The sequence below is a fragment of the Streptomyces achromogenes subsp. achromogenes genome (assembly GCF_000720835.1).
GTDB classification, from domain to species: domain Bacteria; phylum Actinomycetota; class Actinomycetes; order Streptomycetales; family Streptomycetaceae; genus Streptomyces; species Streptomyces achromogenes.
The window spans coordinates 62,897-84,779 of record NZ_JODT01000002.1; the positions used below are offsets into that span (position 1 = coordinate 62,897).

General features: G+C 72.6%; 22 protein-coding genes, 1 tRNA gene and 2 pseudogenes. 14 read left to right on the forward strand and 11 right to left on the reverse strand.

Annotated features, from left to right (window positions below):
• Positions 1-22 precede the first annotated feature (22 nt).
• The 3 genes from IH25_RS0102165 to IH25_RS0102175 all read right to left on the reverse strand — a co-directional run bounded on the left by IH25_RS0102165 (position 23) and on the right by IH25_RS0102175 (position 2,076).
• Positions 23-1,555 (reverse strand): alpha/beta hydrolase domain-containing protein, encoded by a 1,533-nt coding sequence (locus tag IH25_RS0102165; RefSeq protein WP_030601875.1) that lies wholly within the window; start codon positions 1,553-1,555, stop codon positions 23-25.
• A gap of 193 nt (positions 1,556-1,748) precedes the next feature.
• Positions 1,749-1,822 (reverse strand) — tRNA-Met (locus IH25_RS0102170).
• A 50-nt stretch (positions 1,823-1,872) separates the two neighbouring features.
• Positions 1,873-2,076: a cold-shock protein gene (locus tag IH25_RS0102175; protein WP_030601877.1), complete on the reverse strand. Its 204-nt coding sequence runs from the start codon at positions 2,074-2,076 to the stop codon at positions 1,873-1,875.
• 580 nt (positions 2,077-2,656) lie between these two features.
• Between IH25_RS0102175 and IH25_RS42760 the strand changes: the two genes are divergently transcribed.
• The 3 genes from IH25_RS42760 (at position 2,657) to IH25_RS0102190 (ending at position 5,946) form a co-directional block, all read left to right on the forward strand.
• Positions 2,657-2,791: a hypothetical protein gene (locus IH25_RS42760; protein WP_268691430.1), complete on the forward strand. Its 135-nt coding sequence runs from the start codon at positions 2,657-2,659 to the stop codon at positions 2,789-2,791.
• Between the two features lie 753 nt (positions 2,792-3,544).
• Complete coding sequence (locus IH25_RS0102185; RefSeq protein ID WP_030601880.1) at positions 3,545-5,176, forward strand: flavin-containing monooxygenase; 1,632 nt, start codon at positions 3,545-3,547, stop codon at positions 5,174-5,176.
• A 263-nt stretch (positions 5,177-5,439) separates the two neighbouring features.
• A complete protein-coding gene (locus IH25_RS0102190) occupies positions 5,440-5,946 on the forward strand; it encodes an MSMEG_6728 family protein (protein WP_030601884.1) in 507 nt (168 codons plus the stop codon).
• 64 nt (positions 5,947-6,010) lie between these two features.
• Here the strand turns inward: IH25_RS0102190 and IH25_RS38405 are convergent, their stop codons facing one another.
• From IH25_RS38405 to IH25_RS0102205, 3 genes are all read right to left on the reverse strand, one after another.
• Complete coding sequence (locus tag IH25_RS38405) at positions 6,011-6,862, reverse strand: DUF5995 family protein (protein WP_051753635.1); 852 nt, start codon at positions 6,860-6,862, stop codon at positions 6,011-6,013.
• 184 nt (positions 6,863-7,046) lie between these two features.
• Complete coding sequence (locus IH25_RS0102200; protein WP_037654214.1) at positions 7,047-8,453, reverse strand: FG-GAP-like repeat-containing protein; 1,407 nt, start codon at positions 8,451-8,453, stop codon at positions 7,047-7,049.
• A gap of 182 nt (positions 8,454-8,635) precedes the next feature.
• The gene (locus tag IH25_RS0102205; protein ID WP_030601892.1) at positions 8,636-9,637 is read right to left on the reverse strand and encodes a tetratricopeptide repeat protein; all 1,002 of its coding nucleotides are present in this window, start codon (positions 9,635-9,637) and stop codon (positions 8,636-8,638) included.
• Positions 9,638-9,930: 293 nt separating this feature from the next.
• On the opposite strand from IH25_RS0102205, the gene IH25_RS40430 reads away from it, so the two are divergent.
• From IH25_RS40430 to IH25_RS0102225, 4 genes are all read left to right on the forward strand, one after another.
• Positions 9,931-10,059: a lasso RiPP family leader peptide-containing protein gene (locus IH25_RS40430; protein ID WP_157846923.1), complete on the forward strand. Its 129-nt coding sequence runs from the start codon at positions 9,931-9,933 to the stop codon at positions 10,057-10,059.
• Between the two features lie 10 nt (positions 10,060-10,069).
• A complete protein-coding gene (locus IH25_RS0102215; protein ID WP_051753637.1) occupies positions 10,070-11,914 on the forward strand; it encodes an asparagine synthase-related protein in 1,845 nt (614 codons plus the stop codon).
• Between the two features lie 99 nt (positions 11,915-12,013).
• Positions 12,014-12,388 (forward strand): lasso peptide biosynthesis B2 protein, encoded by a 375-nt coding sequence (locus tag IH25_RS0102220; RefSeq protein WP_342447323.1) that lies wholly within the window; start codon positions 12,014-12,016, stop codon positions 12,386-12,388.
• Entirely contained in the window at positions 12,385-12,672 is a 288-nt protein-coding gene (locus IH25_RS0102225; protein ID WP_037654159.1) for a lasso peptide biosynthesis PqqD family chaperone, read from the forward strand. Before IH25_RS0102220 ends, IH25_RS0102225 begins: the two co-directional genes overlap by 4 nt.
• Before the next feature lie 61 nt (positions 12,673-12,733).
• Here the strand turns inward: IH25_RS0102225 and IH25_RS0102230 are convergent.
• Positions 12,734-13,135, reverse strand: a pseudogene (locus tag IH25_RS0102230) (GNAT family N-acetyltransferase); the annotation flags it as partial.
• A 106-nt stretch (positions 13,136-13,241) separates the two neighbouring features.
• On the opposite strand from IH25_RS0102230, the gene IH25_RS0102235 reads away from it, so the two are divergent.
• Complete coding sequence (locus tag IH25_RS0102235; RefSeq protein WP_030601908.1) at positions 13,242-14,282, forward strand: LacI family DNA-binding transcriptional regulator; 1,041 nt, start codon at positions 13,242-13,244, stop codon at positions 14,280-14,282.
• A 23-nt stretch (positions 14,283-14,305) separates the two neighbouring features.
• On the opposite strand, the gene IH25_RS0102240 is transcribed toward IH25_RS0102235, so the two are convergent.
• The 4 genes from IH25_RS0102240 to IH25_RS0102255 form a co-directional block, all read right to left on the reverse strand.
• On the reverse strand, positions 14,306-14,869 hold the full coding sequence (locus tag IH25_RS0102240; RefSeq protein WP_245172660.1) for a sulfite exporter TauE/SafE family protein: 564 nt from the start codon (positions 14,867-14,869) through the stop codon (positions 14,306-14,308).
• A gap of 243 nt (positions 14,870-15,112) precedes the next feature.
• On the reverse strand, positions 15,113-16,087 hold the full coding sequence (locus IH25_RS0102245; protein ID WP_030601914.1) for an L-threonylcarbamoyladenylate synthase: 975 nt from the start codon (positions 16,085-16,087) through the stop codon (positions 15,113-15,115).
• A gap of 127 nt (positions 16,088-16,214) precedes the next feature.
• Positions 16,215-16,685, reverse strand: coding sequence for a cyanase (gene cynS / locus IH25_RS0102250; RefSeq protein ID WP_030601917.1), 471 nt, complete (start codon positions 16,683-16,685; stop codon positions 16,215-16,217).
• A 53-nt stretch (positions 16,686-16,738) separates the two neighbouring features.
• Entirely contained in the window at positions 16,739-17,332 is a 594-nt protein-coding gene (locus IH25_RS0102255; protein WP_030601919.1) for a carbonic anhydrase, read from the reverse strand.
• A 148-nt stretch (positions 17,333-17,480) separates the two neighbouring features.
• On the opposite strand from IH25_RS0102255, the gene cynR reads away from it, so the two are divergent.
• The 6 genes and pseudogenes from cynR to IH25_RS42030 all read left to right on the forward strand — a co-directional run bounded on the left by cynR (position 17,481) and on the right by IH25_RS42030 (position 21,848).
• Positions 17,481-18,371 (forward strand): transcriptional regulator CynR, encoded by an 891-nt coding sequence (gene cynR, locus IH25_RS0102260; RefSeq protein ID WP_030601922.1) that lies wholly within the window; start codon positions 17,481-17,483, stop codon positions 18,369-18,371.
• A gap of 278 nt (positions 18,372-18,649) precedes the next feature.
• The gene (locus IH25_RS0102265; protein WP_030601926.1) at positions 18,650-19,186 is read left to right on the forward strand and encodes an EF-hand domain-containing protein; all 537 of its coding nucleotides are present in this window, start codon (positions 18,650-18,652) and stop codon (positions 19,184-19,186) included.
• A gap of 41 nt (positions 19,187-19,227) precedes the next feature.
• Positions 19,228-20,316: an isocitrate/isopropylmalate family dehydrogenase gene (locus IH25_RS0102270; RefSeq protein WP_030601927.1), complete on the forward strand. Its 1,089-nt coding sequence runs from the start codon at positions 19,228-19,230 to the stop codon at positions 20,314-20,316.
• Positions 20,313-20,474: pseudogene (locus IH25_RS42925) on the forward strand (hypothetical protein); the annotation flags it as partial. The gene IH25_RS0102270 and the pseudogene IH25_RS42925, both read left to right, overlap by 4 nt.
• A gap of 1 nt (position 20,475) precedes the next feature.
• Positions 20,476-20,955 carry a cysteine hydrolase family protein gene (locus IH25_RS42025; protein ID WP_342447326.1) on the forward strand — a complete coding sequence of 160 codons (480 nt, stop codon included), beginning with the start codon at positions 20,476-20,478 and terminating at the stop codon, positions 20,953-20,955.
• The gene (locus IH25_RS42030; RefSeq protein ID WP_245172661.1) at positions 20,934-21,848 is read left to right on the forward strand and encodes an SAM-dependent methyltransferase; all 915 of its coding nucleotides are present in this window, start codon (positions 20,934-20,936) and stop codon (positions 21,846-21,848) included. The genes IH25_RS42025 and IH25_RS42030 overlap by 22 nt, the downstream gene beginning before the upstream one ends.
• The last annotated feature ends 35 nt before the right edge of the window (positions 21,849-21,883 follow it).

Below are 21,883 nucleotides of genomic sequence, written 5' to 3' on the forward strand. Positions count from 1 at the left end.
GGGGCCGCGGGCGGCCGGTGGGTCAGCCGCCGATGCCCGAGTCCTGTGCGGCGGCGACGATCGCCGCCGCGTCCTCCGGCAGCAGGTATCCGGCGCCGACGGACGTCTGCGCGGCCGTGCGGACCTTGTCCACGTAGTCGGCGTGGGTCGGGTAGAGCCGGCTGAGTACCGGTTCCGCGGTGGGCGGGAAGTGCGGGTCGGACGGGTCGCCGTCGTCGTGGCGGTCCCAGGCGTCGGCGTCGCCGTTCCACGGGTCGCGGGCGCCGTACAGGCCGCAGAAGACACCGCTGCCGGTGGTGTCGCGCGCACCGGTGAGGGTGCGGGTGGGCACCGTGACGTCCGGCAGGCGGACACCGCCGGTGGCCAGGCCGGTGGCCGGGTCGCGCAGCACGGTGCTCAGCGGCTGCCCGCTCGGCGGCCGCGCACCGCCTCTCGCCCAGTCGGCCAGGTGGCGCAGTGCCGCGTTCATCGCCCAGTGGCCGGGCCCGTCGTTGAAGGGGGCCGAACCGGCGGCGCAGTCGGCGGACGGCGCGGCCGGGCCCGCCGACTTCCGCACGGTGGGCTCGCCCGCGTCGTAGGCCCACTGGTCGCCGTGCGCGGTGCCGGCCAGCTCCCAGTGCACGACGCTGTCGGTGTCCGGCTGCCGCGCGGTCGCGGCGCCCGGCACGTCGGTCTCGGTGAGCACGACGAACGTGGGCACCGGCAGGTCGGTCCTGATCCGGGACGGGTTCGGCATCCGCAGGGTGTCGGCGAGCACGCCGCTGATCGGCGCGGCGATCGCGCTGTTGCTGTGCACCATGAAGCCGTCGTAGACCCTGGACACCGGCTGGACGGCGTTGGCGTACGTCGTCATGAAGCCCGCCGACTGCGACTCGCCGTCGGCGAGCAGTGTCCGGACCGGGAGCCCGCCGAGCGGGTCGGGCCCGTCCGGGGTGCGCAGCGCCTGGCCCGCCTGGGAGAAGATGTCGTAGGCGAAGGCGTCACCGGGGTGGACCAGGCTGCCGTACCGTGCCGGGTCCCAGCCCTTCAGCCCCTTGATCTCGCCCAGCCCGCCGTCGACCCCGACGGCCTGCGCCGAGACGCCGACCCAGGCGTAGCCCCGCCGGAGCAGTTCGTCCCGTTCGAACCAGTAGTCCGGGGAGAGGTCGAGCTGGCCGCTGACGTTGAGCCACTCCACGACCACCGTGCCGTTGAACGCCGCCGGGTCGACGGGGCGGCGCACCAGCAGGCGGCTCTTGTAGGGGGCGGTACCGGACGCGCGGACGTTCCAGCGGCCGTCCGAGGTCCACAGGCCGGACTTGGCGTACGACGTGGCGGTGCCCGAGATGAAGTACTCGCTCTCGGTGTAGCCGGACGAGCCGAGGTCCTCCGCCGCGGCGAGGAACGGGAAGCCGTGGCTGCCGGCGGGCGGGACGGTGATCGTGGGGCTCGCGGCCTCGGCGACGGAGGCCGCGGCCGGGGCGGCCTGCGACGTGCCGAGGAAGCCGCCGCACAGCAGCGCCCCCAGCGCGGTGGCGGTGACGGACCGCCGGGATAATCGAGCGAGCTTGCGCACGGTTGCCTCCGTGAATGCGGGTCCCAATGGGTTGAGACCGCAGTCTGGAGGAGCGGCGGCGGGCTGCCATCGGTGAATCCACCGGTGTCCGGCGCGTGGTGACGGTGACGTGGGTCTGCCGACCGGTGCGGCGCACGGCCGGGCGGGCGGAGAAGCGTGAGGGGGGCCCGGCTGATGACGGGCCCCCCATTCGTAGCGGGGACAGGATTTGAACCTGCGACCTCTGGGTTATGAGCCCAGCGAGCTACCGAGCTGCTCCACCCCGCGTCGGTGATTCCACTCTACACGGGGTTCCGTAGGCCGGCGGCAGGGCGTGGTCAGCCGCGGACGATGTTCTCGGCCTGGGGACCCTTCTGGCCCTGGGTGATGTCGAACGTGACCGTCTCGCCCTCGACCAGCTCGCGGTACCCGGTGCCGGAGATGTTCGAGTAGTGGGCGAAGACGTCCGGGCCGCCGCCGTCCTGGGCGATGAACCCGAAGCCCTTCTCGGAGTTGAACCACTTCACGGTGCCGCTGGCCATACTGCGTCCTTCGATCGGGCCGGGGGTGCCGGCCGGGTGAGTAGCGGGGGTCTTCCCTGCGGGAAGGCACCCGGCGTCCGTTCTACCCCGGCCGGGGCGTCGTTATTCGATCATCCGTCCATCAGTCGGAGGCGGTACGGGAGGAGCAGCGGCCCGGGAGGATGCATATGCGAATGGCCGGCACCCGGCGCCGCCGGCCGGGGGGCGCACGGAGCGCGAAGGTCGCACGTTCACCCGTGGCGTGCGCTTCGCGTGTGAGCTTCAGCACGCCGGTGCCGGGAACTGGCACGGCGTACCAGACGCGGCGTCACGACATTGCGCAGCTAGCGCGCTTGAGCGTCCCTTGAGCTTCCGACTCCATCGACTATGCGACCGCTTGGCATGGCACGCCGTGCCAATTCGCTTTTGCAGTGGGGTGGTTGACGGGAAACGAGATCCGTTGCGCTCCGGTAAAGTCTCCTCACCCCTTACTCCCAGGGCCTGTCGCGTGGGCTCACACGCGTGGGGTCCACGAAGGCCGTGGGCCTCCACGGAGCTGCGAAATCCGCAGTCCCGAGAGGAACAGGGGGTGAGGGTCCCGATGACGGAGCAGTACGAGTCACAGGGGCACTGCCGTTGTTGCAGCAAGCGGGACCGGCCCGAACGGGCCGCCCGGTGGCTGGGGTTCCTGATCCGCGTGGCCTACGAGGCCGTGCTGAACGGGTGGCCCTGGTAGCGGAAAGCCCCGGCCCGAGGGCCGGGGCCTGACCGACCAACAGTCGGCCGCACTGCACACGGTGTGTGAGGAGGAGCTCCACCAGGATGCTTGGCCGGCGTCGGGTGGGGCTCTTTCCTTTTGCCCGAATGCGATTACCGACGCACACGCAAGTGAAATCAGACTTTTGTGATGCCCGTCACACGCGACGGCGGCGGTGCCCCCACTATGCCTTGCCTTACCGCCCTCGTGCGACGGGTACTCGTATGTCGATCAGCACACACCGGGCACCCCAGCCCGGAAAAGGCGCTGGTAGTTCCCGATATTTACCGAGTGGGCGTGAGCGACATCACACACCGGATCGAGTGAACGACCGCACTGGCGACCGGCCGGTTTTCGGGTGTTTTGACAGAGGTTCATCACCATGCAGAGCCACTTCCGGAGCCCCTGAAGGTGAGCCGCCGAACTGTACACGTCCCCTCTGACAATCGCCTCCCCGACGCACCTCGACCCCTCGGGAACCCGGACGACTCCGGCCGGGGTCCCAACGGCGGCATGGGACCCGTACCCCTGGAGGGCCTCCGGCCGGACCGACGCATCCATGGGCCCGCAGCCCGCGGAAGGCTGGTTCAGGTCAATCATCCGGATTTCCTTGACGATTGATTGACCATCTCTTTACCTTCGAGGTTCCGGCAGAGGAAGCACGGACGCTCGTGGACCCGATGCCGGACGACAAGGTGATCCGCATGGCGATCCGGAGGAACAGGAGACCCGATGGTGACCACGCCCGGCCCACCGGCCGCAGCGGACCCGGTCGACGCCGTCGTCGTCGGCGCCGGGCTTTCCGGCCTCTACCAACTGCACCGGCTGCGGCGGCTCGGTCTGTCGGCGCTGGTCCTGGAAGCCGGTGACGACATCGGCGGCACCTGGTACTGGAACCGGTATCCAGGAGCCCGCTGCGACATCGAGAGCCTGTCCTACTCCTATTCCTTCTCCCCGGAGCTGGACCAGGAGTGGGAGTGGAGCGAACGGTACGCCTCCCAGCCGGAGATCCTGCGGTACATCCACCACGTCGCCGACCGGTTCGGCCTGCGCGGGGACGTCGCCCTGCGCACCCGGGTCACCCGTGCCGGGTACGACCGGGACCGTCACCTCTGGCAGCTCTCCACGGACACCGGACGGACCGTCACCGCCCGGTTCGTCATCCTCGCCACCGGCTGCATGTCGGTCCCCAAGGATCCCGGGATACCCGGCGCCGACAGTTTCACGGGCGCCATCCACCACACCGCCCGCTGGCCGCGTGAGCACGTCTCCTTCGCCGGCAAGCGGGTCGCCGTGATCGGTACCGGGTGCTCGGGCGTCCAGGCCGTCCCCGTCATCGCCGACGAGGCGGCTTCCCTCACCGTCTTCCAGCGCACCCCGGCCTACGTACTGCCGGCGCACAACCGCCCGCTGGAGGCCGCGGAGACCGCACGGTTCAAGGCCCGCTACCCCGAGTTCCGGCGCGCCCAGCGGCTGTCCCGGGGCGGAACCGTCTTCGAGCCGCCGACCCGGTCGGCCCTGGAGGCCGACGAGACGGAGCGCACGGCCACCTACGAGGCCGCCTGGGGCACGGGCTTCCTGAACGGACTGCTGCGCACCTACACCGACATCCTGACCGACGAGAAGGCCAACGAGACCGTCGCGGAGTTCGTCCGCGCCAAGATCCGGTCGATCGTCACCGACCCCGCGACGGCCGAACTGCTCTCCCCGCGCACGTACCCCTTCGCGACCAAGCGTCCCTGCCTGGGCACCGATTACTACGCCACCTACAACCGGCCGCACGTGACGCTGGTCGACCTGCGCACGACCCCGATCGAGTCGATCACGCCCCGGGGCATCCGTACCTCGGCCGGGGAGCACGTCCTCGACATGATCGTCTTCGCCACCGGCTTCGACGCCCTGACCGGCTCGCAACTCGCCATCGACATCGTGGGCAAGGACGGCGTGACCCTCCGGGACAGATGGGCGCAGGGGCCCCGGAGCTATCTGGGGCTCGTCTCGGCCGGCTTCCCCAACCTCTTCAGCGTTCTGGGACCGCTCAGCCCGTCCGTGCTCACCAACATCGCGGTGTCCCTGGAACAGCAGGTCGAGTGGATCACCGACTGCATCGCCCACCTGCGGCGGAACGGCGTCACGGAGATCGACGCCACCCCGGACGCGGAGGCGGGCTGGGGCGAACACGTGGCCGAGGTCGCCGCCCGTACGCTCTATCCGGCGGTGGACTCCTGGTACACGGGAGCGAACGTCCCGGGCAAACCCCGTGTGTTCCTCGCCTACGCGGGCGGGCTGGACCGGTACCGGGAGGAGTGCGACGCCGTGGCCCGGAACGGCTACACCGGCTTCACCCTCTCTGCCCTGGCCTGAAAGCGACGGGCATCCCAGCGGCCGGCGACGTGGACCGCGCGCCGCCCAGCCGCCGGCGACGTGGACCGTGCTGCCCGGCCGCCGCGACCGCACGCGACGGCGGCGCGCCTGACCCGTTCGGCCGACGGCGCACCCGTCGCCGCGACGGAGCGGGAAGGAAGACGGGGACACGGCACCGGCCACGGCATCCGGGACGAACGGCCACCGGAACACGCCCGTCGGCCGGCGCCGCCCCCACTCGCGGCCACACCAGGACGGTATCCATGCAGACGTTCCTGCCCGACTCCGACTTCCGACGCTCCGCCCTGCTCCTGGACCGCCGCCGCCTGGGCAAGCAGCGGGTCGAGGCGCTCCAGGTCCTGCGCGGGCTGACCGTGCCCGGCTACGGCTGGCGCAGGCACCCGGCCGTGCGGATGTGGAGCGGGTACGAGGAGGCCCTGGTCCGCTACGGGCTGGAGGTCTGCCGGGTATGGCGGGAGCAGGGGCACCAGGACAGCTGCGCCGCGTCACTGGTCGCCGGCTACGCCGGAGCCCGTCCCGGCGCTCCCGTGCGCGACCAGGCCGCGCTCGCCCGGGCCGGGGAACTGCCGCCATGGCTCGGTGACGACGCCTTCCACCGCAGCCACCAGTCCGCCCTCGTCCGCAAGGACCGGGAGCTCTACGCCGGCCTGTTCCCCGGTGTCCCCGACGACCTGCCCTACGTATGGCCGTCCTCGGACCGCGAGGCCGACGGGCCGTCCGGCATCCCGTCGGCGCCGCCGTCACCCTAGTGGTGCCCTTGCCGGAGGGGCCGGTCGCGACCGGACGTCCGGCAGCGGGGCACGCGTTGGCCCGCTACGGACGCGCCGGCGCGGGCTCGAAAGTGGTGTGTGTCCGGCAGTAGTCGTCGCGGACCGTCCGATAGCCGGGGAGGCGGACGGCGCTCAGCAGTTGAGCCCATTGCGCGGCGTTCGTCTCGATCCTGCGGGCGACGCGGTCGCGGGCGGCCTGGTCGGGGGCGTCGACGAGCTGCCGGGCGTGCTCCCACGCCTGGGCGCGCCAGGACCGGAACAGCTGCCGGCCGGTGAGCCCGGCGATGGGGTTCCAGCGGTCGTCGGCGAGGGCGACGATCAGGTCGTAGCGGCCGGCGACGTCCTGGACGGCGGGGCCGTAGGCACGGTCCAGGACCGCCTGGAAGCGGTCGTAGTCGGGCTTGCGCGTGCCTCCTTGGGGACGGGTGAGGCCGAGGGCGGCGAGGACGTACGGCATGTCCCGCTGGATGTGCGCGTTGGCTCCGAGGAGCACGTCCTGCCCGGCGTTGACATCGGCGGTGCGTGCCGCCGCGAACGCCGCGTGCCAGGCGGCCGGGACGGGGCGTCCCGCGCGGTCGGCCTCGTAGGCGTCGAGGTACAGGTTGACGAAGCCGGTGTTGAGGCTGCCGGCGAGCCAGGACGGCTCGTCGAAGTGTTCGCCGTCGGCGACCGCCGCCTCCAGCGAGCGCTCGAGATGGACGTAGATGGCGGGAAAGGGGGCGCGGTGGTCGCAGCCCAGCCGGTCCCGGATCCCCTCCAGGGTGCGGCGTGCGTCCCGCACGCAACCGAGGGCCGGCCCCTGGCACACCAGGGGTCCGGCCGGGGCAGGGGCCGGGGTGGCGGCGGAGGCGGTGCCGCCGCTCAGGGCGATGACGGCCGCCATGGCGACGGCCATGCGTGTACCGACTCCGCGCGGCCGACGGCCCATGGCGCGTCCCTCCTCGTCCTGCCCGGCGGTAGGTGCGTCGCCTGCTGGAACGAGAGGGAAGGACGGGAGGTTACGGCGTCGAGCCGGCGAACGCGCCGGGCCGCCGGGCCGCCGCTGTGTACGCGCCCGGTCGGATCACTCCGAGGAGCCACTAGCCGCCGAGGCGGGTGCTCTCTTTCTGCGGGAAGCCCACGGACGCGGCGGTGATCATGCGGCTGCCCTTGGCTGTGGGGCCGCCGGTGCCGCCGGGGAGGACCCAGACCGCGCCGGTGGAGAAGTTCTCCTCGGCCGCGCTGACGAGGAGTTCGGGCTTGCCGTCCTTGTTGATGTCACCGACGGCCACGGTGCTGCCGAACGCGTCCTCGGACTCATCGGCGCCGGGGACGTCCGCGGTGTCCTGGGTGAAGGCGTAGGCGCCGCCGCCCAGGGCCCCGGTACGCCGGCCGGGGATGACCGTCACCTGCCCGGCGTTCCTCCTGCCCGTGTCCTCCAGCGGCGCGCCGACCACGATGTCCGCCAGCCCGTCCCGGTTCAGGTCGGCCACCGTGAGGGCGTCGCCGAAGCCGTCCTCCTTCTCGCTCGCGCCGGGGACGCCGGGGGTGTCCTGGGTCAGCTGCACGGGTTTGGCGTCCCGCGCGATGCCGTGGGCCGAGCCGTACCACAGGAGCACCCGGCCGCCGAGCGTGCCGTCGGCTCCGGGCTTGTCCGGCTCGTCCGGGTCGCCGACGGCGAGATCGGCGTATCCGTCGCCGTTGACGTCCCCGGTGGCCGCGATCAAGCCGTTGCCCTTCTGCTGCTCGCCCCCGATGACGGGGTCGATGTACACCGCGCCGCCGCTCAGTTCGCTCAGCGGGACGGTGACGGCCACCTCGTCGGGGTAGCCCTCTCCGTCGAGATCGCCCAGTGCGACGCTTCCGACGCTGGCGGTCTCCCGGTTCTCCACGGCCTGGCCGTAGGTGCCGTTGCTGCTGAACGGCCCCTTGAAGCTCATCGCCCCCTCGTACCCGGCGACGAGCACCTCTGTCCTCACACCCGGGCCGGTGCTCAGCGCGGCCACGTCGAGCCCGTAGTAGCTGCCCGCGGTGGTCGCCGGCAGGTCGGTGCCGGAGGTCAGCCCTTTCCTGCCGCCCCACAGGACGGTCACCATGCCGGCGTCCCTGCCCCTCGGGGTGTCCTCGTACGGGGTGGAGACCACCAGGTCCGCGTAGCCGTCCCGGTTGAGGTCGGCCGTCGCGGTGGCGGCACCGAACCCGTCGTCCGTCTCCGCCGCGCCCGGCACCCCCGCGGTGTTCTGCGTGATGGTCGCCCGCCGGGACGTCGACAGCCCCGACTTCGACCCGTAGAGCACGACCACGGCGCCGGCTCCCGCCTTGCCGGAGACGTTCGCCCCGGGCGCGGGCAGCACGGCGTCGCGGTAGCCATCGCCGTTGAAGTCGCCGGGCACCGCCCCGTGCGCGGCTGCCGCGGGCGTGGCCGACAGCAGCGGAGCGCCCATGACGGCGGCGATCAGGAGCGCCCCCGTTCTCCAACCGCCGCGCGATGCATATCTGTTCGCCATGAACCGGATCCCCTCCCCCACGGCGTACCTGGTGTGCGCCGCGGTCAGGGCATCGTAGAGGGAACTCGTGCGGCATCCACGGAGTCCCCCCGGGCCAGCGCCGTCCACCCTCTGGTGGGCCGAGGTGCGGGTACGGTCCCCGGCGGGCCAAGCCACCGCGCTCGTGCCGCCGGAAGTGCTGCTCAGGGCGAGGCGGAGCCTCGTCGGGTCTGGAAGCGCCGGGCCGCGGCCACGAGTTCGGCGGGCAGCGCGGGGCCGGCGCACGCGTGGTCGATCAGCAGGTTCCGGTACGAGTCGTTCGGCAGTTCCGGCGCCAGTTCGACGAGTTCCCTCAGATCGGCGGCCGAGCCGGTCAGGCGTGCGCGGTAGGCGGCCCCGGCCGCGCGCAGCGAGGGCTCACCCGGCTCGTACCTCATCCCCTGCTCGGCCAGCCGGACCGCGGAGGCGAAGTCGCCCTGCTCCGCACGCACGTCGGCCAGGTCGAGGTAGAGCGACCAGTTGGCCGGTTCCAGGGCGAGAGCGCGCTCGAACGCGGCGACGGTCTGCAGGGGATCACCCACCTTGCGCCATGTGCCCGCTCGCACGACTTCCGTCAGCATGATCCGTTCCACGGAGTCCGCCCGGTCGCAGAGGGCGAACGACGCATCGGTGAGGCCGCATGCCCGCAGCAGGATCGCCATCTTCGCCAACGGCTCCGGCAGCGGCCGGCGGGCGGATACCGCGTCGATGGCCTCGAACCAGGGTCGGAAACGTTCCCGCATGGGGTCGCTGTCCAAGTCGTGGCCACGATCCATCGTCCGCATCGCGGCCTCGGCCAGCGCGTCGGCGCTCACCCCGCCGAGGAATCGCTCGTCGCCGAACCAGGGGGCTTCGGCCCAGGCGATGTCCGGTCGTACACCCGTGACCGATCCGATCGCCAGGGCCGCGCCGTCCATGTCGTCCCGGAGGAAGCTGATGTACGACCGCGCCAGTACCGTCCTCAAGGAGCCGGCACCCTGAACGACCTCGGCCAGCTCCGACGGCTTCTCCCGCCACAACTCCGCGAGGACCGCGTACGGTTCGGGGTTCCCGGGTGCGGAGGCCATGGCGCCCGCAAGATAGTGCACGGCTGCCGAGGGGCTGCCCCCACAGTGCGCCATCACCCGCGCGAGACCTACTCCGGCCGCCACCGCCTGATTCGACATCCTGTCAGGGTATCCCCGGCCCGGACTGTGTCCGCTGGTGACCGGGGCGAACGTCGCTCACGCTCTGGCGCTTCCGCCCGGGACTCGAGGTCGGGGGGAGCCATTCGGTCGCCCACGGCATCAACCGCCATCGATGTCGTACTTATGACCTATATACAGAAAGAAGCATATTGGCACGAAGAGTAGCCAAATTCCCGCCCCGCTCCAGGTGTTCATGCTGAAGGATGGTCATTGCCCTTCATGGCACCAGGCCCCGTAGCGGCTCTCCGCGGGCCGCTGGAAGGAGGAACACGATGGAGAAGAACCCCGAAGTGGCGGGTGAGGAGTACGAGTCCCCGATCATGGTCGAACTCGGGGAGTTCACGGAGCTGACCAACGGCATCGGTTCCCAGACCTGGGACACCATCTGGCTGTGGGACTGAGGTCCTGACCGTGCCGGACACCCACGAACCGGGCGGTGAGGGCGAGTTCGTCGTCCTTCCCGACTGCGACGGCGTCCGCGCCCCCACCGCCCCGGGCACCGAGGTCCTGGCCACTCATCCGTCGGGACGGCCGCTGGTCGTCGGCGTACTCCACGGCGACCGGCTCCTGGTGAGCCGTACCCCTACGGGAACCGTCGCGGTGCTGGGCTTCTGCCCGGTGGACCGGCGCCTGCTGGAGAGCCGCCTGGCCGGCGCACGGACGCCGGCGGACATGCAAAGGGCCGCGTCCAGCCTCCCGGGCAGCCATCATGTCGTCGTCTCCGCCGGTGGAACGGTCCGCGCGTGGGGCACCTTGGCCCACACCCGGCGGCTGTTCTACGACGCAAGGGCGCTGGCGTCGAATCGCGCGGACACCCTGGCCGTCGGCGCCACCGCACTGGACGAGACCGCACTGGCCCTGCGGCTGCTCCTGCCCGGCGTACCGCATCCGCTGTCGGAGACGACCGTGTGGCAGGGTGTCCGCTCCCTGCCCGGGGACCACTTCCTCGAACTGACCCCGGACGGCAGGGCACGGACCGGGCGGCGATGGAGTCCGCCGCGCCCCGAGTCGACGCGGGCGCAGACCGCCGTCCTGCTGCGTGAGGCTCTCCGCACCGCCGTACACGCCCGGGTCGAGACCGGCGCGGTCGTCAGCTGCGACCTGTCCGGCGGGCTCGACTCCACCCCGGTCGCCTATCTGGCGTGGCAGCGGGCGACCCGGCTCGTCGCCCTCACCCTGACCGGTCTCACCAGTGAGGACGACGACACCGGGGCGGCGGTACGAGCCGCGGGTCACATGCCGGGCGCCGACCACAGGCTGATCGGCGCGGGCGGACTGCCCCATGCCCTGGAAGGGCTCTTCGACAGCCGGCCCCGCCATGACGAGCCCTTCCAGGGGCTGCAGAGCGCGCGCTTCCTGGAGCTGGCGCGCCTCGCCCGGTCGGCCGGCTCCCGGCTGCACCTGACGGGCCACGGTGGTGACGAGGTCCTGACGGCCCCGCCGTCGTACGTGCACACGCTGATCCGGCAACACCCCTTGTCGGCCCTCAACCACCTCTACGGACAGAGGGGTTTGCGGCGGTGGTCGGTGCGGCAGACCTGGCGGATGGTCAGCGACCGCCGCCCGTACGGGGCGTGGCTCGCGCACAGCGCCCGGCACCTGCGCTCGCCGATGCCCGGCCAGTGGCGCGTTCCCCCGCCCCTGTGGCACCAGACCCTGCGGCTCCCCCCGTGGATCACCGCGCAGGCCGCACAGGCGGTGGCGGATGCCCTGACCGACGCGGCCCGCCGGGCCCGGCCGCTGGCCGAGACCCGTACGCAGCACCTGGCCCTGGAGAACATCAGGACGTCCGGACGGATCGCCCGGCTGGTCAACCAGCTGACGGCCGAGGCGGGTGTGCAGACCGCCACGCCCTATCTCGACGACCGTGTGGTGGAGATCTGCCTGGCGACCCGCCCCGAGGAACGTTCCAGCCCCTGGGAGTTCAAACCGCTCCTGCGGGAAGCCCTGGAGCCGGCCGTGCCCCGCGGGATGCTCCAGCGGTCCACGAAGAACGACATGGCCGAGGACGTCCACACGGCCCTGCGCGGTCAGCGGCACAGGCTCGCGGCGCTGTGCGACGACTCGCTGCTGGCCGGGATGGGACTGATCGACGCCGGGGAACTGCGGCAGGCGTGCCTGGCCCCGCAGCGGCCAGGGCCCCTGCCGGCTGCCCTCATCCTGACGCTGAACTGCGAGTCCTGGCTGCGTGGCCGCCTGTCGCCCACGTCTCGCATCGCCGCCGGCGGCACCGTGCCCGGCGGGCCCGGCCCGTGACACACCTACCGGAGGAACAAGGTGAGGAAAGCGAGAGGTGCGGCCCTGACGCGGCCCGGGGATCAGCGGCCCCTGACTCCGGGACGGCGACTGTGCGCGGTGCTGGCCGTCGGCGCGGCACGCCTCCTGACGCGCCGGCCGCCCCGCGACGTGCGGCGCGTGCTGACCCGCTTGGCCAAGGGAGCGAGACCGGCGACCTACGACGAGGCGGCGGCGGCGCGAGCGGCGGTCCTCAGGGTGAGCGTCATGTGCGCCGGTGACGGCTGTCTCCAGCGGTCCGTGGCCATCGCCCTGCTGTGCCGTGTGCGGGGCGCGTGGCCGACGTGGCGGGTCGGGGTCCGTACGATGCCTTTCCGCGCGCACGCCTGGGTGGAGGCGGAGGGGACCGCGGTCGGGGAGAGCACCGACACCACCCTGTGGCGGCCACTGATCACGGTCGAAAGCCACTCCCGGGCAGGGGAGGTCCGTCCATGACACGGAGCACCCGACTGCACTCCCATGTGACGACCGTCGCGACCGACGACGGACTGATCCTCCTGGACGAGCGCGGCGGACGGTACTGGCAGCTGAACACCACCGCGGCGGCGATCCTGGAGCACCTCACGCGAGGATCGGATCCCCGCACGACCGCGGAGCATCTGGTGTCCCGGTACGGCATCGGACACGCACAGGCGGAATCCGACGTCCACACCTTCCTCGAACACCTCCGCTCCGCCGGCCTCCTGCACTCCACACCGGACGACGGGACCACCGGGTAGCGGCGGCTCGGAGCCACTCGCCAGTATCAAGACCCGGGCCGCGCGCCAGGGCCGGCTGGGCTCATTCACCGGGCCACTCGTCGCCGCGTACACGGGCATGGAGGTGTTCGTCGTGCCACCCGTCCGCGTGCAGGAGGGCACGGCGCATAGTGCCCTCCAAGGCGAAGCCGGCCTTCGTCGCCACCCGGCAGGACGCCGGGTTGGCCACGGAGTGGGTGAGGCGCAGCCGGTGCAGGCCCAGATCGTCCACGGCCCACCGGCTGATACGTACGGTGGCGTCGGTCATGACGCCGCCGCCACGACCGGCCGGCAGCAGCCAGTACAGGATCTCGGCGCTCCCGCCCCTGAGATCGATGTCCCCCCAGCCGATCATCCCCATGGGCCGCTCGCCGAGGCGCGCGATGGCCCAGATCGCCGCCTGCTCCGATGTCCATCGCTCATGCCAGCGGGCGATCCTCGCTCTGTCGAAGAGATCATCGGTGCGTCATGCCACGGACGGTGGGAGGGAAGGCACGGTCGGGGAAGATGGGTGGGTCTGCTGTTCTCGTCAGTGAGGAGTGTCCGCGCAGATGGCTACGTCCGCCCCCGGTGCGAAGCCGCCGACGATCGCGGATGTCGCACGCGTCGCCGGGGTTTCGCGTACGACCGTGTCCCATGCCCTCAATGGGCTCGGCAAGGTCGATCCCCGGACGAGGGAGCGCGTCCGGCAGGTCGCGGCCGATCTCGGCTACCGGCCCAATCTGCGGGCACAGCGGTTGCGGCGCGGGCAGGCGAAGGTGATCGCGCTCGCCTCCTCGATGCCGTTCGCGGTGGCGGGCGGGCCGTCCCGGCTCGGCTTCTACATGGAGGTCGCGGCGGCCGCCGCGGAGCGCGCCCTGCTGTACGACTACGCGCTCGTGCTCGTGCCGCCCGTGCAATCGGGCTCGGCGCTGTACTCCGTCGACATCGACGGGGCCATCGTGGTCGAGCCGGAAGCCGAGGACGCGGCGGCGGCCCAACTGCGTGAGCGCGGGCTGCCGTATGTGGCGCTGGGCCGGCCGGTGGCGGCCGAGGAGGACATCCCGTACGTCGATCTGCGCGGCCGGTTGGTCGCGGAGCTGCTGCTGCGGCACCTGCGCGAGCGGGGTGCCGTGCGGCCGGCGCTGATCGTGGGCGCCGGTTCGCGGCACTCGTCCGTGGACGCGATCGCCGCGTACGAGCAGCTCGCGGAGGAGTACGGCTGGACACCGATCGTGGCGCGGGTCGCCGAGTCCGGCGGCGAGCAGGCCGGCTACGAGCGGTGCGCCGCCCTGCTCACCGAGCATCCCGGCATCGACGCGGTCTGCGCGCTGGTGGACGCCTTCGCGGTGGGTGCGGTCCGGGCGGTCCGGGACAGCGGGCGGTCCGTACCGGACGACGTCATGGTGGTGACCCGCTACGACGGCCTGCGCGCCCGCACCTGCGAACCGCCGCTCACCGCGGTCGATCTGCACCTGGACCGGGCGGCGTCCGACGCGGTGGAGCTGCTGCTGGGGCGGCTGCGCGGGGACACCGCCGTACCGTCGGTGGCGGTGTCCCCCGAGCCGCGGGTGATCGCCCGGGCGTCGTCCGTCCGGGCCGCCCGGACCTGAGACCGGTCCCGTCCGGACCGTCGTCAGGCCCCGAGCATCAGGACGAGCCCGGAGACCAGTGCGAAGACCAGGACGAACAGGCGCATCCTGCGTGCGTCGAGCCGGTGGTGCACCAGTCGGCTCAGCCACGCGCCGGCGGCGATCGCCGGCAGCAGGAGGGCGGCCCGGCCGAGCTCCGTCGGCTGCGCCTTCCCGGTTCCGAACAGCAGCGCCAGGGAGGCGACTTCGCCGACGAGGAAGCACGCGGCGACGGTGGAGCGCAGTTCGGCGGGCGGCCGGTGCTGGTAGACCAGCGCGAGCGGAGGCCCGCCGACACCGGTCGCGGTCTCCGTCAGCCCGGTCACCGCGCCCGCTCCGACGTAGGCGGCCCGGCCGGGGGTGAACGCGGGCGCGGCCAGGCTCACGACGGCCGCGAGCACGGTGGAGACGCCCACGAACACGCCGAGGCCGCGTTCCGGGACCATCCAGAGCACCGCCAGCCCGGCCGGGGTGGCGGCGAGCCTCGCCCCGGTGATCCAGCCCGCGCCGCGCAGATCGATCTCAGCCGCGATCCGGCCCTGGACGGAGAGCCAAATCGATTTGGCCACATCGATTTGGCCGTCAGTATGTGAGCCCGCTGATCCGCCGTCAAGGGTGGCCGCACCGGCCGGCTCGCCCCGGCCGTGCCGGGGTTCGAGCGACGTCGGCAGCGAAAAGCGGCGTCCCCCGGCGGCTCCCGCCTGCGCGGGAGCCGCCGGGGGACGCGCGCCGGCTCGTCCGGCGCTCCGGCTATTCGCTTCGGGAAGCATCGCGCTCGCGACGGCCCCGGTACCTCGTTTTGGAACGATCAGTCACAAAGGCCGGGGTCCTGCGGCGCGGCGGAGCCGGTTGGCGATCGCGAGTCCCAGCCCCTCCTCCGCCGGCAGGGACGCCACGATGAGGTCGCAGCCCCGCTGGTCGAGCTCGCGCAGGAGCCCGTACAGCCCGCGCGCGTAGGCGGCCATCGAAGCGGGGACGGTCTCCACGACGTGCGTCTTCACCGGGGCGCCGGCGAGCGAGGGCGGAAGCAGGACACCGACGCGATGCCCCAGCTCCTGCGCTTGCTCCGCTTCGGCGACGACCTTCTCCGGCTCGACGAGGACGACCCGCGCGCGCGGCGCGTAGTGGGACGGGTGCTGGCCCGGCACCCGGACCTGGCTCGTGGCGGGCACGGCGACCGGGCGCCCCAGCACCGCTTCGAGGTCCTCGCGCGTCACTCCGCCGGGCCGGAGGATGCTCGGGACCTCGCCCGTGGCGTCGACGATGGTCGACTCGACGCCGACCTCGCAGGGGCCGCCGTCCAGCACGAAGTCGACGGCGTCACCGAGCTCCGCGCGGACGTGGTGCGCCGTGGTGGGGCTGACCGAGCCGAAGCGGTTGGCGGACGGAGCCGTGACACCGCCGCCGAAGGTCTCCAGCAGCGCGAGCGCCAGGGGGTGGTCGGGCACACGCACGGCCACCGTCTCCAGGCCACCGGTGGCTTCCAGAGGCACCCGCCGGCCGCGCCGCAGGACGAGCGTGAGGGGGCCCGGCCAGAAGTGCTCGGCCAGCAGGCGCGCCGTCGCGGGCACCTCTTCGACCCACTCGTCCAGCTGTTCCGCGCCACCGATGTGGACGATCAGCGGGTGGGTGGGCGGGCGCCCCTTGACCTGGAAGATGCGCGAGACGGCGGCGGGGTCTTCGGCGTTGGCGCCCAGACCGTAGACGGTTTCGGTCGGCAGGGCCACCAGGCCCCCGGCGCGCAGCACCTCGGCCGCCTTCTCGATGTCACTGGTTGTTGCCTTCACGCCGGCAATTCTCTCACCGCTCCGCCCGGCCCCGGCCGACGGCACCGCGCGGCCCCCTGCCCCGGCCTGTCCGGCTCACGCCGGGGCCCGCGGTTCCGCCGGGGCGGTCCGCGTACGGAGTGTGTGCTCAGAACGGCTTGGTCGGCAGGTACTTGCCGTCCAGGGTGATGACCGCCCGCTCGCCGCCCTCGGGGTCGGTGACCTTCTTCACGTCGAGCTTGAAGTTGATCGCGGAGATGATGCCGTCACCGAACTGCTCGTGGACGAGGGCCTTCAGGGTGGTGCCGTAGACCTGGAGCATTTCGTGGAAGCGGTAGATCGTCGGGTCGGTCGGGATACCGCCGGGGATGGAGCCGCGGGTGGGGATGGTCCGCAGGAGCATCACCGCTTCCTCGTCCAGGTCCAGCAGCTTCGCGACGGCCTCGGCCGGCTCTTCCGGCAGGGCGTGCTGGCCGAGTACGGCGGCTGTGGTGAAGGCCACCGACAGCCCGGCGGCGCCGGCGATCTGCTCCCAGGTGAGGTTCTTGCGCGTCTTGGCCTCGACCGCCTTCACGGCGAGGGCCTGGCGGGCGGCGGGGTCGAACTGGGCGTGTGCCATCAGAGTCACGTTCCTTACGGGGTTTGTCGCGGCGGGTCCGCGAGCAGGGCGGGTCAGGACGCCGAGGTGGTCGGGTGACCGGTGGGGGCGAGGGTGTCGACACGGCCGGTGGGGATGTCGTAGACCCAGCCGTGCAGGGTGAGCGTCCGCTCCGCCAGGGCGCGGGCGACCGAGGGGTGGGTGGCCAGGCTGGCCAGTTGCGCCAGCACGTTGTGCCGTACCAGCGCCTCGACGTCACCGGTGCGGGCGGCGCGGGCCCGGGCGGCGTCGGCGTGCCGCAGCCAGCCGGCGATCGCCTGGGTGCCGGACAGGTCGTGGCCCCGGGCGAGGGCGGTCATCGCACCGCACGCCGAGTGACCGCACACCACGACGTCCCGCACGCCCAGGACCGCGACGGCGTACTCGACGCTCGCCGCGACCCCGTCCGGGCCGGTGCCGTGGGCGGGCACGAGGTTGCCGGCGGTGCGGACGACGAACAGCTCGCCCGGCTCACTGCCGGTGATCAGCTCCGGGACGACCCGGGCGTCCGAGCAGCCGATGAACAGGGTGTGCGGGCTGTGCTGACCGGCCAGGCGGGCGAAGAGGCCCTCCTTGGCCGGGAAGACGTCCCGCCGGAACCGCGCGACGCCTTCGGCCAGATCATGCACGGGGTCACTTCCCTTCAGATCGGGTCGGTCCCCTCGAAGGGGATCGCCGCCCTTGTCGGGCCGGCGCAGCCCACCCTGCACGACCGCTGGCCATAGCGTCCAAGACTTGCTGGGCCTGACTCCTATAGGCCACATCTATAGTTTCCTCATGGCCCTGGAACTGCGTCATCTGCGCTATCTGCTCGCCGTGGCGGAGAACGGCACCTTCACCCGTGCCGCCGAAGAGCTGCACCTCTCCCAGCCCACGCTGTCCCAGCAGATCAAGCAGCTCGAACGGATGCTGGGAGCGCAGTTGCTGGACCGCACCGGCCGTACCGTGCGCCTCACGGACGCCGGCGAGGCGTACGTCCACCACGCCCGCCGCGCCCTGCGCGACCTCGCCGCCGCCGAACGCGCCGTCCACGACGTGCGGGACCTCACCCGCGGTCATCTGCGCCTCGCCGTCACCCCCACCTTCACCGCCTACCTCACCGGCCCGCTCGCCGCCGAGCTCCACAGCCGTCACCCGGGCATCACCCTGACCCTGCGGGAGATGACCCAGGACCGCATCGAGGCCGGCCTGCTGGCCGACGAGATCGACCTCGGCATCGCCTTCGCCGGAACCCACCTGCCCGGCATCACCGCCACCGAGCTGTTCACCGAGGCCCTCACCTTGGTCACCAGCGCCCGTCATCCCGCCGACGATCGCCGCGCGCTGCCCGTGGAGGAACTCGCCAGGATGCAACTGGCCCTGCTCACCGGGGACTTCGCCACCCGTACTCATATCGACGACTACTTCGCCCGGCACGGCATCAGCCCCCGCACGGCGATGGAGGCCAACTCCATCCAGGCCCTCATCGCGATCGTCCGGCGCACCACGCTGGCCACCGTCCTGCCCGACGCCATCGCCCAGGACCACCCCCACCTCACCCGCACCCCTCTCGACCCGCCCCTGCCGGTGCGCACCGTCGCGCTCCTCACCCGCGCCGACGCCTACCGGAGTGCCGCGGCGCGCGCCTTCACCGACCTCACCCACGATGTCGTCCGCGCGTGTGGGTGACGACCTTTATGGCCAACGGGGTTGGTTTCGGCGGGTGTTGGACAGGGACCATCGGGTTGGGGGCGCTTTCCAGGATGGTGGCGTTTCATGCGCCGGCCGACGGATTCCCTTCTTTCGTGTGCACGCGCCCGGCTTTCCGCGCCGGGGCGACGGGGGCGTGCCGATAGTGGTCGGGCCGCAGGGCCGGATCCGCCGGCGTCCGCCGGAAGGTTCCCCGGCGATCCGGACAGTCCTTCGGTCATCCGCCGCACCGCTCTTCCGTCGTAAGGGGACACACCATGCCCACCACCGAGGCGAACGACCGCGTCCAGCTCGTCTTCTCCCTGTTCGACGCCGACGGCAACGGCGTCCTGGAAGCGGACGACTTCGAGCTGATGGGCACACGGGTCGTCGAGGCGGTGCCCGAGGCCGGCGACAGCGCGAAGACCAGGCTGCTCGACGCCTTCCGCCGCTACTGGGAGACACTCGTCCGGGAGCTGGACACCGACGGTGACGGGCGCGTCAGCCCGGAGGAGTTCACCGCGATCGTGCTCGACCCACAGCGGTTCGACGCCACGGTCGACGAGTTCGCGGACGCCCTCGCCACCATCGGCGACCCGGACGGTGACGGCTTCGTGGAGCGTGCGCACTTCACCGCCCTGATGACGGCCATCGGGTTCCGACGCGCGAACATCGACGCCCTGTTCGACGCCTTCGAGCCCGTCGGCGGCGACCGCGTCCCCGTGACCACGTGGGCGGACGGCATCAGGGACTACTACCGCCCGGAGAAGGCCGGCATCCCCGGCGACCACCTCACCGCGGACGCCGCCCGATGAACCTTCCCCCAGTCGCCGCGCCCGCGGGGGACACAGGCACCGTGCGGCCCGTCGTCGGACTGGCGGTGGGCCGGGGCACCGGGCCCGAGGTCGCGGACGTCTTCGAGCGGGTGCTCGGCGCGCTGACCGCCGGGCACCCGCACGGCGTGACCATCGAGCGCTCCCCCCGCCACTACCACTCGTACCAGTCGCTGCGCGCCGAACGGGACGTGGCCAGGATCCAGGCGCTGACCGCCGAGGACGCGGACCATTACGAGCGGTTCTGCCGCACCCTGGCCGCGCGGGGCACCCGGGCGATCTTCCGCACCGCCGTGAACGCCCAGTCGCTCTACCTCGTCCGGCAGCGGCTGCGGTCCGTGAAGGTCGACCTCCTCACCGGCGCCGGCCGCTCGCTGCTGCTGGTGCGCGACCAGGCCCAGGGGTTCTACACCGGGGACAACCGGCACACGCACGGCGAGGTCACCCGCACCATGACCTTCAGCCGGGAGATCACCGAGGCCGTGGTCACGTACGCGGTGCGCCGGGCCCGGCGCGAGTGGCCGGACGGACCGCCCGACCGCATCGTCATGGCCTACAAGTTCCACCTGCTGGACGGCGCCCTCGACGCCTGGGTGGCCGAACTCGCGGACCGGCTCGGCATACGCGTCGGCCTGTTCCAGCCGGACACGGTCAACCGCGATCTGATCACCCACGGGCTGCCCGACCGCACGCTGGTCGTCGCCGGGAACGAGTGGGCCGACATCATGCACGTCATGCTGCTCGACCGGTTCGGCTCCGACCGGCAGGAGAGCCGCTGCACCGAGAACGTCTGCCTCGATCCCGGGCTGTCCGGCCTGGTCGAGTACCAGACGGTCCACGGGTCCGCCGACGACCTCGCCGGCCGGGACCTCGTCAACCCGGTGGCGACGATCCGCGCCGCGGCACTCGTCGCGGAACGCCACGCCGGGTGCCCCGGAGCGGTAGGGGCCACCGAGCGGGCCCTGCGCGCCCTGGACGAGCGGGGCGTGCGCACCCCGGACCTCCGCGGCCGGCACTCCACCAGCGCCGTGGTCGACGCCCTGCTCGCCCTGCTCGACGCCTCCCGGACCGGCGGGGCCCCGAAGGGCGACGCCCTGGTCGGCGGGTCATGACCGGCGCGGCACCGGACGGGACGGTGCTGGTCGTCGTGGACCTGCAGAACGACTTCTGTACCGGCCCGGCGGCCCGGGCCCGCTTCGGCACGGACACGGCCGTGCTGGAACGGGCTGTCGCCGGCTGTGTCCGGGCGGTGGCCCGGGCGCGCGAGCAAGGTGTCGAGGTGCTCTTCGTACGCTTCGTCGGCGACCCTGAACACCAGGGGCCCGGCTGGCGGTTGCGGGAGTACGCTCGGCAGGCGGCCCAAGTGCCTGGAGGGTTCCTGGGGCGCGCGGTTCCACGCCGTCGTCCCGGCCCCGGGCGAGCGGGTGTTCACCAAACGTGCCTGCTTCGACGCCTTCCTGTCCGACGGTTTCGAGGAGTACCTCGGCACGCGGGGCGTGGGCCATGTGGTCCTCGCCGGGCTGTACGCGGACGTGTGCGTGGACACCACGGCCCGCACGGCGTTCCAGAAGGGCTTCCACGTGACCGTCCTGACGGACTGCACGGCCGCGCTGCACCTGCCGTACGACGCGGTGCTGCGGTTCATGCGGCTGGTCTACGGCGCCCGGACCACCACCGCGGACGACGCCCGGGCGTGGACCGCACCGGTGTACCGAGCCGAGGAGGAGACGTGCGCGCGACCGCCGGACTGAACCCCGCGGTGGCGGTGGGTGTGGGCCGCACGGCCCTGCTGGTGGCCGCGGCCCGGGCCATCGAGACCCATCGCCCCGACGCCCTGGCCCAAGATCCGTTCGCGGAGCACTTCGTGCGCGCGGCACCGGCCTCGGCCGGCTGGCCGGTCCGCCCGGAACAGGTGCCCGCCGGTGAGGCCGACCCGCTGTGGGGCCGGCTCGGGCGGTACTTCGGCCTGCGCACCCGCGTCCTGGACGACCACCTGCTCCACGCGGCGCGCCGGGGCGTCCGGCAGGTGGTCCTGCTGGGGGCGGGCCTGGACTGCCGGGCGTTCCGACTCGACTGGCCGCCGGACTGTGTGGTCCACGAGGTGGACACCGCCGGGATGCTGACGTTCAAGCAGGCGGTACTCGACCGGGCCGGCGCCGCCCCCGCGGCCGGGCGCCGGGTCCTTCCGGCCGATCTCCGGCTCGACTGGTCCGAGGCTCTGCGGGCGGCGGGTTTCGACCCCGCCGCGCCCACCGCGTGGATCGCCGAGGGGCTGCTGCTCTACCTCCCGGCGGCGGCCGAACGCCGCCTCGTGGCGACGATCGACCGGTTGAGCGCCGCGGGCAGTTCGCTTGCCTACGAGGTCAAACTGGGCGTCGAAGCCCAGCGGGTACGGGCCGGTCCCGTCTATGCCGCCGCCCGGCAGCGGGCCGGCATCGACCTGCTCGCGCTGTTCGACGGCGGGCCGCGTCCCGACACGGCGGGCGAACTCACCGCGCGCGGCTGGACGGTGACCACCCGCACGCCGTACGACTTCACCGCCGTGCACGGCCGTGGCCCCCGCCCGGAGCCCAACGACGCCTTGGCGGCCAACCGTTGGTGCTTCGCCACCCTGCCCCGCCTCCCGTCCGGCCGGGGGTGCTGAGCAGAGGGCCTCGGCGGGAAGGCGGCGGCACGGCG